Genomic DNA, 13,556 nt, shown 5'->3' on the forward strand with positions numbered 1-13,556 from the left:
ATATGATTTATTTGGATTACGCGGCAACGACGCCAATGTGCCAAGAGGCGATCGCCGCTTACGCTGAAGCGGCGTCCGTTTACTTTGGCAACGAAAGCAGCTTGCATGACATCGGAACGAAAGCGAAACAACTGCTTGCCTTATGCCGGCGCGAACTCGCCGCCATGATTAACGGAGAAGCGGAAGGGATCTATTTCACAAGCGGCGGAACGGAAGCGAACTTGCTCGCGATCCGTTCGCTAGCTGCCGCCTACCGGCATAAGGGAAACCACCTGATCACGACCGAAATCGAGCATGCCTCGCTCCATCACCTGTTCAAACAGCTGGAAACAGAAGGATATACGGTCACGTATTTGCCCGTCGACCGATTCGGGCGCATTCGACTTGCCGATTTGGAGCGGGCGATCACGCCGAAGACGATCCTTGCTTCCATCCAGCACGCCAACTCGGAAATCGGCACGATTCAGCCGCTTGCCGACATCGGCCGCCTCCTGCGGGCGCACGACGTCCTTTTTCATAGCGACTGCGTGCAAACTTTTGCTAAAATACAGCTAGATGTTCAAGAGATAGGACTAGACAGCCTATCCGTTTCCGCCCATAAAGTGTACGGTCCCAAAGGGGTCGGCGCTGTGTACATCAACCCGCGCCGGCATTGGAAGCCGGTATTCCCGGGAGCGACGCACGAATCAGGCTTTCGGCCGGGAACGGTCAACGTACCGGGTATTGCCGCCTTCATTACGGCCGCGCAGCAGCTCCATCGACGAATGGCGGACGAACAGTCGCGTTTGGAACGACTGCGGAATCGGTTGCTTCACGCCATCGCCGCCAAACAGCTGCCGGTGACGGTGGAAGGCCATCCCGATTTCCGTCTTGCCCATATTATCGGTTTGTCCATCGCTGGGTACGAAGGGCAGCTTGTGATGCTTGAATGCAACCGCGCCGGCATCGCCATTTCCACCGGCAGCGCCTGCCAAGTCGGGCTGCAAGCGCCGTCGCGGACGATGCTCGCCGTCGGGAAAACGCCTGAAGAAGCGAAGCAATTCATCCGCATCTCATTGGGCGCGGCCACGACCGAAGCGGAGATCGACCAGTTCGTTTCCACATTGGAGCGACTTACATCGGCATGAAAGGAGGAATGGCAGGTGAAAGAGGAAAAGAAAATTTTAGGGGAAAGGCGGCGCCAGCTCATTTTGCAATGGTTGAAAGAAAGCGAAGCGCCGCTCACGGGGGCTGAGCTGGCAGCGAAAACGAACGTCAGCCGCCAAGTGATCGTCCAAGACATTTCACTGTTAAAGGCGCGCAACGAACCAATCATCGCCACAAGCCAAGGCTATTTGTATTTAAAGCCGGCTGAACCGGCCAAAACGTACACGAGGACGATCGCCTGCTTCCATACGCCAGAACAGACGAAAGAAGAGTTGTATTTGCTCGTGGATTGCGGCGTGACGGTCAAGGACGTCAAAATCGAGCATCCGGTCTACGGCGATTTAACCGCCTCGATCATGGTGAGCAACCGCCTGGAAGTCGACCAATTCATCGCCAAAATCGAGGCGACAAAATCGTCGTATTTGTTGCAGCTGACGGACGGAACCCATTTGCATACGCTGGAAGCCGATTCACCAGTGAAGCTTGACGCCGCCTGCCGCGCCTTGAAACAGGCTGGATTTCTGATCGAAGCGTGAACGGATCGCCTTGCGCTCGTCCGTCATTCCCTCTTCGCAAATGCCGTACGTCAGGACGCTGGATAAAGAGAAAATGCGGACGGCTATGACCCATCCGCATTTTTTCGTCTTCGTCAAGCAAAATAATATGGATAGCTGCCCAACAGCTGCACTGTGCAGCCGAGCGCCTCAATTTCCGCGATCGCCCCCGGGATGAGGACGTCATCCATCGGCGCGTCGATGTCAATAATAAAGAAATAATTTCCAAGGCCCGTTTTCGCTGGGCGCGATTCGATTTTCGTCAAGTTGAGCCGCCGCCAGGCAAACGCTGATAACACTTGATGGAGTGCGCCCGGACGGTCTTGCGGCAGCATGACGACCACGGTCGTCTTGTCGCCAGCATAAAGAGGCGAAGCAGGCGAAAGCGGCTCTTTGCGCCGGCTGACGACAATAAAGCGCGTATGGTTGTAATCGTAATCGTGGACGTTTTCCTGCACGATCACTAGCCCGTATTTTTCCGCCGCCAGCCGGTTGGCGATCGCCGCCGCCGGCAAGTGCGGATGCTCGCTCACAAATTTCGCGGCGGCGCTCGTTGACGTCATCGGCACTTGCTTCGCCCCTTTCAGCACCGTATGCAAAAACTTCCGGCATTGGGCAATGGCATGCGAGTGGGAATACACTTCTTTCACTTCGCGCCAATGAGGGGTGAAATATGGGTGCACCATCAAATGTTGCTCGATCGGCACAACGATTTCGCCGATGATCGGCAACGGCTGTTCGTGAATTAAATAGTCGAGTGTCAAATTGACCGATCCTTCCAAGGCGTTCTCGAGCGGCACCACGGCCGCTTCAATCTCTCCGGCCGCCGCGGCGTCAATGCAATCGGGAATCGTGTCATACGGCTCCCGCGGCTGCGACGGAAAAAGAAGAGCAGCCGCCGCTTCGGTGAACGTCGCCTTCGGTCCTAAATAACCGATTTTCATCTCGTTTGCCTCTCCCTTGCTTTAATACACTCCCGAACCGACAATTTCCACTTTTTCGACAAATTCGAGCTGTTTGAGCTTAGCGAGGAGCTCATCAATCTCCTCGTTCATATCGTTTGTGCTGACCGACAGCGTCACGTTCGCCCTCCCTTGAAGCGGAATCGTTTGATGGATGGTCAGCACGTTGCAGCCGGCCGCCGCCACAACGCCAAGCAGCTGTGACAACGTTCCGGAGCGGTCTTCTAAATGGAAAAAGAGCGTGACGATGTTTTCTTTCGTCACCGCTTGGAACGGAAAAATGGCATCGCGGTATTTGTAAAACACACCGCGGCTGATGTTGGCGAGCTGCGCCGCCTCGGCGACCGAGGCGGCTTTTTTCCGCTCAAGCAGCTGTTTAGCGAGCACGACTTTCTTCATCGCTTCCGGCAGGACGTCTTCGCGCACCAAATAAAATTTTTTCTCCACCGCACCTTCCCCCGCTCTATTCATCCCAGTCGTCGACAAACTCGAACTCGTAATCAAGCAACCGGATCGTGTCTCCGTCTTTCGCGCCGCGCTCGCGTAGCGCATCATCCACCCCCATCGCCTTAAGCTGGCGGGCGAAGCGGCGCACCGATTCTTCGCGCGAGAAATCCGTCATCTTAAACAACTTTTCAATTTTGTCGCCCGCCAAAATGAATGCTCCGTCGCTGGCGCGGGTGATCGTAAACGGCGGCTCCTCTTTTTCATATTTGTACACGACGCGCTGCACGGCCGGATCTTCCCGTTCATGAAGCGGGAATTCCGGCGTCGTTTCCAACAGGTCGGCGATGGCAAACAACAGCTCGCGCACTCCTTGTCTTGTCGCTGCAGAAATCGGAAAGACCGGCACCGCATCGCCGACTTTCTCTTTGAAGCGGCGCAAATTTTCTTCGGCGTTCGGCATGTCCATTTTATTGGCGGCAACAATTTGCGGCCGCTCGGTCAAGCGCAAATTGTACTGTTTCAGCTCTTCGTTGATGACGAGATAATCGTTGTACGGATCGCGCCCTTCGACCGCCGCCATGTCGATGACATGGACGATGACACGCGTCCGTTCAATATGGCGCAAAAACTGATGCCCGAGCCCGACCCCTTGATGGGCCCCTTCAATCAATCCCGGCAAGTCGGCCATCACAAAACTGCGCCCGTCTTCCGTTTCGACAACGCCCAAGTTCGGAACGAGCGTCGTAAAATGGTACTCGGCGATTTTCGGACGGGCTGCGGAGACAACCGACAGCAGCGTCGATTTGCCGACGCTTGGAAACCCGACCAGCCCGACGTCAGCGAGAAGCTTCAGCTCTAAAATGATGTTGCGCTCTTCGCCCGGTTCGCCGTTTTCCGCAATTTCCGGCGCTGGGTTGGACGCCGTCGCAAATCGGGTGTTGCCGCGCCCGCCGCGCCCGCCTTTGGCGACGACAAACCGCTGCCCCGCCTCGGTCAAATCGGCGAGCACTTCGTTCGTATCCGCATCGATGACAACGGTGCCTGGCGGCACTTTGACAATCAAGTCTTCCGCATTTTTGCCATGCTGGTTTTTCGACATGCCGTTTTCGCCGCGCGGCGCTTTAAAATGGCGCTGGTAGCGGAAATCCATCAACGTCCGCAGCCCTTCATCAACGACAAAGACGACATCGCCGCCTTTGCCGCCGTCTCCGCCGGCCGGCCCGCCTTTTGGGACGTATTTTTCCCGGCGGAACGCGACCATGCCGTTGCCGCCGTCCCCGCCTTTCACATAAATTTTCACCTGATCAACAAACATGGCTGTTCCTCCGATTCACTTCCATCATGGTATCATGGCGAAATGAGTATGACTAATACTTATTATTGTATACAGAGTCGATTCCATGATGTCAATATGTACGCAAGCATCGGCCGTCTGCGGGCTGGCGGGCGGTTCAAGCCCATCCGCCGCTTTCCGGTCCGATTGGATCGATCCGTCCGCACTCCATGGACTCTTCCATGCTCCTTCATCCAATCAACGATCAAGATTCCGCCGACAAAAGCTCAAGCTCCACCGTCAATTCGCCCTCGCCAACGGCAAACGACGCGAGCCGAAGCGGCGGTGATGGTTCGCAGCGCTCAAGCCAAGCGCGAATGGTTTCGCCGTCCCTAAACGTGCCGCGGTAATCCAAAAACAGCGCCGCCCGTCGGTCGGACAGCTCAATGGACAAACATAAATGGTTTTCTGTCCGCTCATCGGATTGCGCTTCGAGCAGGCGAAAAAATTTGCGGCACCATTCAGCCAGCTGTTCATCGTACTGCGACCAATCCGCTTTGCCGTCCATGATTTCATACTCAAGAACGAGCGGACGCGGCTCCCAGTTATAGGTCATGATAAGCTCGGCGAACCGCTCGGCCTTCAAATTCGTCAACCGTGTTTCCTGATGCATCTCGCCGATCATGTCTTCAATGATTTCCTGCACCCGTTCGATTTTATTAAGCGCCAAATGCCCTTTGATGAGCTGGATTTTGTTCAGCCAGTCATGGCGGGCATGGCGCATCACCTCAACGACAGTCCATCGCTTCTCCATCCGACGCTCCCCTATCCACTAAGCGTAGGCTCCCTGCCTCGCTTGGACTTCCGCCTCCATGGGGGAGGCATGTACTTTTACTATAACATTTTTTGACATTGAACAGGAACGATTTTTCTACGCCAAAAAGAAAAAACTCTAACCGAACGGTTAGAGTTTTTTCCACATCGATTACGCTTCTTGACTGACCGGGTAGACGCTGACGCGTTTGCGGTCGCGGCCGAGCCGCTCGAAGCGTACGATGCCGTCGATTTTCGCATACAGCGTATCGTCGCCGCCGCGGCCGACGTTCAAGCCCGGATGGACTTTCGTTCCGCGTTGACGGTACAAAATCGAACCGCTGGTGACGAATTGACCGTCAGCCCGTTTTGCGCCAAGACGTTTCGCGATCGAGTCGCGGCCGTTTTTCGTCGAACCGACCCCTTTTTTCGAAGCAAAAAATTGCAGGTCAAGTCTCAGCATGGCAGTCACCTCCCGCTAGATGGATGTCACGCGGATAAATGTTCCGTAATCGCGTTCGATCGTCTTTAGCGAAACGACCATCGCTTCCAACAACAACTGTACTTTCTCTGCCGCCGCTTCTTCCAGCTCCGGAAGCTCGCAGCGGAGGTAGCCGCCGTCTTTGCCGAGCGAAACATGCGGGCTTACGCCAATAAGTGTCTCGATGGCGTTGATCGTGCCGAACGAGACCGCCGAAGCGCCGGCGCATACAATGTCCTGCCCGCGTTTCGCAAAATGGGCGTGCCCTTCCATCGTAAACGCGCGGATGCGGCCGTCCGCTTCCCGTTCAATCGTGACGCGGATCATCTTTACGCGTTGATTTTTTCGATGACGACTTTCGTGTACGGCTGACGGTGGCCTTGTTTGCGGCGATAGTTCTTTTTCGCTTTATATTTGAAGACGATGATTTTCTTTTGTCGGCCGTGTTTTTGCACTCTCGCCGTCACGGTTGCGCCTTCGACTGTCGGGTTGCCGATTTTCACCGTTTCCCCGCCGACGAACAGCACTTTGTCAAACGTGACCGTATCGCCTTCATTCGCATCCAATTTTTCGATGTAAATTTCTTGGCCTTCTTCGACTTTCAATTGTTTGCCGCCAGTTTCGATAATTGCGTACATGCATCGCACCTCCTTCATGGACTCAGACTCGCCAGCGCCAAGGCGGCCCAAGACGGAGCGCTTCATCGCCCGCGCTGAGCGGTTGTAGTGCGGGTGCGTCTTTTTGCGACAGCCGCCCTCTTTTGCCCTTGTTGGCAGGACAAAAAGTCTACAACGTCATCTATCGTAACATAGAAACGGCCGGTCGTCAACCGTCATCTTCGTCCCCCGGCGGGCGATGATGAAACGGTGCAAACGACTATATAGAGAGGCCATTTGAAGCTTTGCCATTTGCAACTTTACCGAGTATTTGATCGACTGTTGATCGACCGAACAACGCCGCTTTCAGACCCATGTATGAGTCTGTGAAGCGAGCGGCTGTTCGGCCTCCCGTCACGCCAAGGTGTGACGAGGGCAAGCCTGTGGCTTGCCTTCGTCAGTCGAAAAATAGATAAGCGACTTTTCCATCAAGGATATGTGAAACTTTTATATATAGCCACGATCAATAGATGAGAGCGCCAAGCGGCGCATCGGCTTGTTTTTCGGCAAAAAACGCATGCAGCAGCTCGTTTTCATCGAGCGTCGCCCGTTCGCGCCCGTCGCGAACGACGATGATCGCATGCTTTTGTCCGCGGTAAAATCGCTGCAGCACGGCCGAGATGCGTTCGTCCGCCGGCGCCGTAATCGTCCGCAGCTTTGTATAGCCGCCTTTGTTTCCATAATACCGCTCAAGCAAAAAGCGCATGACGACATACGGATGCTGCTTTTGCTCCTGCCAAAGAGCATGCGCCAAAAAGGCGGCGATCGCCCATAAATCAAGCTGGCGCGGCGCCAACACAAACAAAAGAACAACGCCGAAGGCAAGCGCAGCAGCCGATATGGCGACCGTGTTTCGATGCGCATCGCTGAACGGCCGGCGGTAGGACAGCAGCAAAAACAATAACTTGCCTCCATCCAGCGGCCAGATTGGCAGCAAGTTCAAAGCGAAAATGGCCGCATTGTAGCGAAAAAAGAGCTCCCAGCTCCCGCCATCCATCATGCCGGCCTTCCACAAAAAAAACGCCGCCGCTACGAGCCACAGATGCTGGGCCGGCCCGGCGAGCGTCACGATCCACTCCTCGCGGAACGGCCGGTTGCCGTGCTCTTCGACTTCCGCCACTCCGCCGAACGGCAGCAGCAAAATCCGCTTCACCCGCCAAGAGAAAAACGCGGCTGCCGCCGCATGGCCAAGCTCATGAACGAGGACGATGAAAAACAACAGGCAAAGCTGCTTGAAATGGGCGGTAAGCACCGCGATGCCGCCGATCAACCATAACAGTGGGTGGACGTGCAGCTTCCCGAGCAGCGCCATATACTTATTCAAAGGAAATCACCTGAATCGGATCGATAAATTCATCTCCTTGTTTAATCGCAAAATAAAACAGCCCTTTCTGTTTATTTGCCTCGCTCGCCCCGGCCGTGCCAACTTCCTGCCCCATTTCTACAAAATCATACAATTTCACCGAAATGGCCCCCAAACGTCCATACCACGTCTCCGTGCCGTCCGCATGTTGGATGATGACCGTTTTGCCGAGACGGTCTTTCGTACCGGCAAAGGTGACAATCCCTTCTTTCATCGCTTCCACTTTGGCTCCATTCTCGGTTTCGATCGTCACACCCTCCCCGTTTTTTTCAAAACTTTCGAGAATCCGTCCAGAAGCCGGCACTGCATAGGATGAAGCCGTTTTCACCTTTTCTTCCTTTTTCGGGGCAAAAAAAGCGAGCGGCTCACCGAACGTTTTTTCATACCAGGCTGAGACGGCCGCAAACTGAAACTCGGTTTCCATCGTCCGGGCAATAAACTGCCGCGCCGGCTCGAGGGAAGCGGACGGATGCCGGAACAAAATGGCCGTCACTAGCACGAGACAGGCAGCGATGAGTGTTTTGAATAAAAACCATTCTTTGCGGAACAACGGATGGGGAGCGGATTCAAACGAATAGCGGTCATACGTGACGACCGGCAGCCCGTACCGCTCCTCATCAGCGGCGCTCCATCTAGATTCTTTTGGATCCTGCCCCTTATATTGACGTTCCCTTCTTCGTTTTTCAATGCGTTTTTTCATCTCACGGACGCGTCGATCCATACGTCCCCCCTCCACCTTTCCAACAACGTTTGTACTAATTTATGAGACAACCTCATGGAATATGAACGAGCGTTTTTCGCCGCGCCTCGCCGAACACGTCCGCGAACAAATCCCTCAAACGGTTTCACACCAACGTTTCGGCTGAGCGCCGCAACCGATCGATACCATCTGCTTCCGTTGTTACAGATCAGGAATTCCAAACAGCACAACAATTATGAATAAAAAAAGAAGGCCCATTCAACGGCCTTCTTGCGCCAACTCCATTATTTCAAACTAAATATTTTCCGAATCTTTGAAAACAGCCCCTTCTCCTCTTCCTCAAGCGGCGGCAGCGGCACCGACTCGCCGAGGATGCGGCGGGCAATGTTGCGGAAGGCGATCGACGCTTTGCTGTTTGGGTCCAGCACAATCGGCTCGCCGCGGTTCGACGCTTTGATCACGTTTTCATCGTCGGCGATAATGCCGAGCAACTCAATCGATAAATGCGAGATGATTTCGTCGACATCCAACATATCGCCGTTTTTCACCATATGGCTGCGAATGCGGTTGATGATGAGGCGCGGCGGTTTGACGTGCTCCTCCGCTTCAAGCAAGCCGATGATGCGGTCGGCGTCGCGGACCGCCGACACTTCCGGCGTCGTGACGACGATCGCTTCGTCCGCGCCGGCGACAGCGTTGCGATAGCCTTGTTCGATTCCGGCCGGACAGTCGATGAGCACATAATCGTATTCCTGTTTCAGCTCCTCAATGAGCTGTTTCATTTGCGCGGGGTTGACCGCCGACTTATCGCTCGTTTGCGCGGCCGGCAACAAATACAAATAGTTATCGAACCGCTTGTCTTTCACAAGCGCCTTCTGCACCGTGCAACGCCCCTCCACGACATCGACCAAATCATAAATAATTCGGTTCTCAAGCCCAAGCACGACATCGAGGTTGCGCAGCCCGATGTCGGTGTCGACAAGGCACACCCGCTTCCCTAGAATGGCGAGGGCCGTCCCAAGGTTCGCGGTCGTCGTCGTTTTGCCGACGCCGCCTTTTCCGGAAGTGATGACGATCGCTTCTCCCACGGTCACATTCTCCTTTCTAAGCGCGTCAAATTCGGCCGCAAATGCATAAGCAGCTGAAGGCGGTCGACAACAATTTGATTATGCTCATCAATATAGGCGCATTCCATTTCATTTCCTTCATCCGTTTTCGAATCGGGCGCTCGGCTCATGATGTCGCCGATGCGCAGCTGCATCGGTTTCATGACCGATGCAGCGATGATCGCCTGTTTATTGCCGGCATACCCGGCATGGGCGATGCCGCGCAAGGCGCCGAGAATGAAAATGTTGCCTCCGGCAATGACCGTTCCGCCAGGGTTCACGTCGCCGATCAGCAGCAAATCCCCTTCGACATGAAGCACTTGTCCCGAACGGACAATGCGCGAAACGGGCACAATTTCCGTTTTTCTCATCCATTCTATCGCTTCTGCTTTCGACATGACATTGCTTTCGATCGAATCGACGACCAAATTTTTTGAACGGCGGATGAGCGCACGCACCTCTTCCTCTTGGGCAGGCGTCAAATAGCGGTTCCCAATTTTCAGATGAACAGAGACAAGGGGGCTGTCTGGCGCGACGCCAGCTTGTTTGACAAGCCGCTCCTCGATTTCTTTCAATAAATCGTCATACGAGCAGCGGTCATCGAGATGCAGCGTCAGCCCATCTTTCGTCCCTTTAATCGTCACGTACTGCTGCTTTTGTTTCGCCACAACGTTCACCCCAACGAATAATTCTACAAAACGGGCCGTTTTTCCTCTTTTATTCTTCCTGCTCAAACCGGCGAATTTTTGCCAATCGCCGTTCGAGCGGGTACGAAAAGACGAGCAAAAACGCGACGTTCAGAAGCAGCGTCGGCCATAGACGGCGGTCCCAAAAAACAGAAAACGACCAATCGGTCCGCCCGATCAACAGCTGGATGCCGTAGACATAACTGTCAAGCAGCATAATGGAAAGCAGAGACAAGAGCGATGCAACGAACCAGTTTTGGTGGAACCATTTCATCGCTTTGCCCGCCAAGTAGGCAATAAGCGTATAGGCAAACGCATAAACACCGAGCAGCTCTGTGTAGACGCAGTCATACAGGAACCCGAAGATGAACCCGTACCCCATCGCCCGCGTCCCGCCGAAATGCATCGCTGTGAACACGAGAAAAACAAGAAAAAACCGGGGAACAAAAAAATAGTGGACATACAAGTCGCCTTTTGGCCATATATCAACAAAAAGGCTCTCACTCACAAAACATAACACCGCAAGGAAAGGGAGACGCCACTTGTTCACTTTGCCTCCTCCTTTTCCTGCAGTGCTGCATCGATGGTTCGTTTCACAATCATGACGTCGTCAATATCATACAAGTTGGCAAACGGCTTGACATAGACGACTTTCGTCAATCCGTATTGGTCCGGCTTGACTTCAGTCACCTCACCGATCGGCAGCCCTTTCGGAAACACGCCGCCAAGGCCGGAAGTCAACACTTTTTGCCTTTTTTCCACTTTGGCGTCAATCGGAATTTCTCCGAGCAGCAACTCGCGCCGCTTCTCATCGTAGCCTTCGATCAACCCAAACACGTTTTCCTTTCCTTGGATATAAGCGGAAATGCGGTTGTTTTGGTCAAGCGCGCTTAACAGCTGCACAGTGGACGTAAATTGGGAAGCGTGCTGCACCTTGCCGACAAGCCCCGCTGGGGTGATGACGGCCATATCTTTTTTCACGCCGTGTTGCTCGCCTTTGTTGATGATGATCGTTTCCCGCCAACGATCCGGGTTCCGCCCGATCACCGTCGCCTGAATCGAAACAAAATCACGCAAGCTCTCTTTTTTATCGAGCAACGCGCGCAACCGTTCGTTTTCTTGCCGCAGCGCCTCGACCTCGGTCTCAAGCGCCGCATATTCCTCAAGTCTTGCCTTCAGCAGTTCGTTTTCCTTATATGTACGGCGAAGATCGCTCACATTTTCAAAGAAGCCCGCGATCTCCTCGGCGGGCTTCCCAAACAGAAGCTGAACAAAACCGACCGTATCTTTTACAAACTGCTCCGGCCACGTCAACTCTTCACGGCTGCGCAAGGAAAAGCCGATCAACATGACAAGGATGACGATGCTGACGAGCAAAAAAATGAGACGCTTATTCCCAAAAAGCTGTGGCATGCGTCACACCTTCTTACCGTCAGCGATGGTCTCTCGCCTTGTTTTTAAACAAGTCGATGTGGTCGAGCGCTTTCCCGGTGCCAATGGCCACGCAATCAAGCGGATTTTCCGCGACGATGACCGGCATGTCCGTCTCTTTGCTGATGACCTTGTCCAAGTTGCGCAACAAAGCGCCGCCGCCTGTCAGCACGATGCCGCGGTCCATAATGTCAGCCGCCAGCTCCGGCGGTGTTTTTTCGAGCGTGTTTTTCACCGACTCGACGATCGCATAGACCGTATCGTGCAGCGCCTCAGCCACTTCTTCGGCGCTGATTTCGATCGTTTTTGGCAGCCCAGTGAGCAAGTCGCGGCCGCGAATTTCCATGTTTCCGATTCCTTCCGGATTTCCGGCTGAGCCGATCTCGACTTTAATCGCCTCTGCCGTCCGTTCTCCGATCATCAAATTGTACGTTTTTCGGATGTATTGAATGATCGCCTCATCCATTTCATCGCCGGCGATGCGGATCGACTGGCTCGTCACGATGCCGCCGAGCGAAATCACGGCCACTTCAGTCGTACCGCCGCCGATGTCGACGACCATGCTCCCGGTCGGCTCCCACACCGGCAAATTGGCGCCGATCGCGGCCGCAAATGGTTCTTCAATCGTATAGGCATCGCGTGCTCCAGCCTGGCGCGTCGCATCGATGACCGCGCGCTCCTCTACGGCCGTGATGCCGTACGGCACGCATACCATCACATACGGCTTGCTGGCAAACAACCCTTTCGTTTTGACGGCCTTGCGAATGAAATATTTCATCATCGTCGCCGTCGTTTCATAATCAGCGATGACGCCGTCTTTCATCGGACGAAGCGCCACGATGTTGCCCGGCGTGCGCCCGATCATGTTTTTCGCTTCATTGCCGACGGCGACGATTTGCTTCGTGTCGCGCTGAATGGCGACAACCGACGGCTCGCGCAAAACGATCCCTTTTCCCTTCACATAAACGAGCGTATTCGCTGTTCCTAAATCAATCCCGAGATCTTTCGTCCCAATTCCAAACATATGATCGATCTTCCTTTCCGAAACGAAATGCATATGATTTTCTATTGACAACATGAATCGGATGTCAAGTCATTTATAAATTGTACAACACCGCCCGAACGGATTCGGAAAAACCCATAGTTGATATTATAACTGATTCGACAAAAAATGAGAACCGCTAGACGTAGCCTTTTTCTTTCAAACTGACGAATTTTTGATCGCCGATGATGAGGTGATCCAAGAGCTCGATGCCGATGATGCGGCCGCATTCCGCGAGCCGTTTCGTCACATCGATGTCTTCGCGGCTTGGAGTCGGATCGCCAGAAGGGTGGTTATGCACACAAATGACGGAGGCGGCGGAACGTTTGATCGCCTCTTTAAACACTTCGCGCGGATGGACAATCGAGGCGTTTAAACTGCCGATGAACACCGTTTTGCGGTAGATGACTTGATTTTTCGTATTTAAATAAATGGCGACAAAATGTTCTTGCGATAAAAAGCGCATATCTTCCATGACGTATTTCGCTCCGTCTTCCGGGCAGCGAATCACATAGCGGTCGGCGCAGCCGGACTGGTGGATGCGTCGGCCGAGCTCCAACGCCGCCAAAATTTGCACGGCTTTCGTCGGCCCGATCCCTTTGATGTTTGTCATTTCTTCGACCGTTGCGTCTTTGAGCGGTCTCAGCCCCTCAAAATGGCGAAGGAGACGCTGGGCGAGCTGCACGACCGACTCCTCCTTCGTGCCCGTGCGCAACAAAATGGCGATCAGTTCATGGTCGGATAAACTTTCCGGCCCTGATGACAGCAGCCGTTCACGCGGCCGGCTGTCTTTCGGAACATCGCGGATCATCCACGCCATCATACTCCCCCTTTTTTGTTTTGCTTCATCGAAAGATGGAGAGGCTTGAACCGCCCCTCGGTACGACAGCAGAATC

Annotated in this window: 17 protein-coding genes and 1 other annotated feature; of the genes, 2 read left to right on the forward strand and 15 right to left on the reverse strand. The window is 54.1% G+C overall.

The window, feature by feature from the left end:
* Positions 1-2: 2 nt before the first annotated feature.
* Together GT3570_RS12745 and GT3570_RS12750 are read left to right on the forward strand one after the other, a co-directional pair.
* Positions 3-1,127, forward strand: coding sequence for an IscS subfamily cysteine desulfurase (locus GT3570_RS12745; RefSeq protein ID WP_062898836.1), 1,125 nt, complete (start codon positions 3-5; stop codon positions 1,125-1,127).
* Positions 1,128-1,142: 15 nt separating this feature from the next.
* The gene (locus GT3570_RS12750) at positions 1,143-1,682 is read left to right on the forward strand and encodes a transcription repressor NadR (protein WP_014196418.1); all 540 of its coding nucleotides are present in this window, start codon (positions 1,143-1,145) and stop codon (positions 1,680-1,682) included.
* A 113-nt stretch (positions 1,683-1,795) separates the two neighbouring features.
* Here the strand turns inward: GT3570_RS12750 and pheA are convergent, their stop codons facing one another.
* From pheA to radC, 15 genes are all read right to left on the reverse strand, one after another.
* Complete coding sequence (gene pheA / locus GT3570_RS12755) at positions 1,796-2,644, reverse strand: prephenate dehydratase (protein WP_011232080.1); 849 nt, start codon at positions 2,642-2,644, stop codon at positions 1,796-1,798.
* Positions 2,645-2,665: 21 nt separating this feature from the next.
* A complete protein-coding gene (locus tag GT3570_RS12760) occupies positions 2,666-3,109 on the reverse strand; it encodes an ACT domain-containing protein (RefSeq protein ID WP_011232081.1) in 444 nt (147 codons plus the stop codon).
* 16 nt (positions 3,110-3,125) lie between these two features.
* Entirely contained in the window at positions 3,126-4,424 is a 1,299-nt protein-coding gene (gene obgE / locus GT3570_RS12765) for a GTPase ObgE (RefSeq protein WP_011232082.1), read from the reverse strand.
* A 223-nt stretch (positions 4,425-4,647) separates the two neighbouring features.
* Positions 4,648-5,196 (reverse strand): sporulation initiation phosphotransferase B, encoded by a 549-nt coding sequence (locus GT3570_RS12770; protein ID WP_011232083.1) that lies wholly within the window; start codon positions 5,194-5,196, stop codon positions 4,648-4,650.
* Between the two features lie 171 nt (positions 5,197-5,367).
* Positions 5,368-5,658 (reverse strand): 50S ribosomal protein L27, encoded by a 291-nt coding sequence (gene rpmA / locus GT3570_RS12775; RefSeq protein WP_011232084.1) that lies wholly within the window; start codon positions 5,656-5,658, stop codon positions 5,368-5,370.
* A 15-nt stretch (positions 5,659-5,673) separates the two neighbouring features.
* On the reverse strand, positions 5,674-6,003 hold the full coding sequence (locus tag GT3570_RS12780; protein WP_011232085.1) for a ribosomal-processing cysteine protease Prp: 330 nt from the start codon (positions 6,001-6,003) through the stop codon (positions 5,674-5,676).
* 2 nt (positions 6,004-6,005) lie between these two features.
* Positions 6,006-6,314, reverse strand: a complete 309-nt coding sequence (gene rplU / locus GT3570_RS12785; RefSeq protein ID WP_011232086.1) for a 50S ribosomal protein L21 — start codon at positions 6,312-6,314, stop codon at positions 6,006-6,008.
* Between the two features lie 14 nt (positions 6,315-6,328).
* Positions 6,329-6,408: a sequence feature (ribosomal protein L21 leader region), on the reverse strand.
* A gap of 387 nt (positions 6,409-6,795) precedes the next feature.
* Entirely contained in the window at positions 6,796-7,656 is an 861-nt protein-coding gene (locus GT3570_RS12790) for a site-2 protease family protein (protein WP_041467899.1), read from the reverse strand.
* Entirely contained in the window at positions 7,649-8,416 is a 768-nt protein-coding gene (locus GT3570_RS12795) for a M23 family metallopeptidase (protein ID WP_011232088.1), read from the reverse strand. Before GT3570_RS12795 ends, GT3570_RS12790 begins: the two co-directional genes overlap by 8 nt.
* Positions 8,417-8,679: 263 nt before the next feature.
* The gene (gene minD / locus GT3570_RS12800; protein WP_013144615.1) at positions 8,680-9,483 is read right to left on the reverse strand and encodes a septum site-determining protein MinD; all 804 of its coding nucleotides are present in this window, start codon (positions 9,481-9,483) and stop codon (positions 8,680-8,682) included.
* A 2-nt stretch (positions 9,484-9,485) separates the two neighbouring features.
* The gene (gene minC / locus GT3570_RS12805) at positions 9,486-10,178 is read right to left on the reverse strand and encodes a septum site-determining protein MinC (RefSeq protein WP_013144614.1); all 693 of its coding nucleotides are present in this window, start codon (positions 10,176-10,178) and stop codon (positions 9,486-9,488) included.
* A gap of 40 nt (positions 10,179-10,218) precedes the next feature.
* Entirely contained in the window at positions 10,219-10,737 is a 519-nt protein-coding gene (gene mreD / locus GT3570_RS12810; protein WP_011232091.1) for a rod shape-determining protein MreD, read from the reverse strand.
* Entirely contained in the window at positions 10,734-11,600 is an 867-nt protein-coding gene (gene mreC / locus GT3570_RS12815; RefSeq protein WP_011232092.1) for a rod shape-determining protein MreC, read from the reverse strand. The genes mreD and mreC overlap by 4 nt, the downstream gene beginning before the upstream one ends.
* Positions 11,601-11,619: 19 nt before the next feature.
* A complete protein-coding gene (locus GT3570_RS12820) occupies positions 11,620-12,642 on the reverse strand; it encodes a rod shape-determining protein (RefSeq protein ID WP_011232093.1) in 1,023 nt (340 codons plus the stop codon).
* Between the two features lie 157 nt (positions 12,643-12,799).
* The gene (radC, locus tag GT3570_RS12825; protein WP_015375501.1) at positions 12,800-13,480 is read right to left on the reverse strand and encodes a RadC family protein; all 681 of its coding nucleotides are present in this window, start codon (positions 13,478-13,480) and stop codon (positions 12,800-12,802) included.
* Positions 13,481-13,556 lie beyond the last annotated feature (76 nt).

The sequence above is a fragment of the Geobacillus thermoleovorans genome, from assembly GCF_001610955.1.
GTDB lineage: Bacteria > Bacillota > Bacilli > Bacillales > Anoxybacillaceae > Geobacillus > Geobacillus thermoleovorans.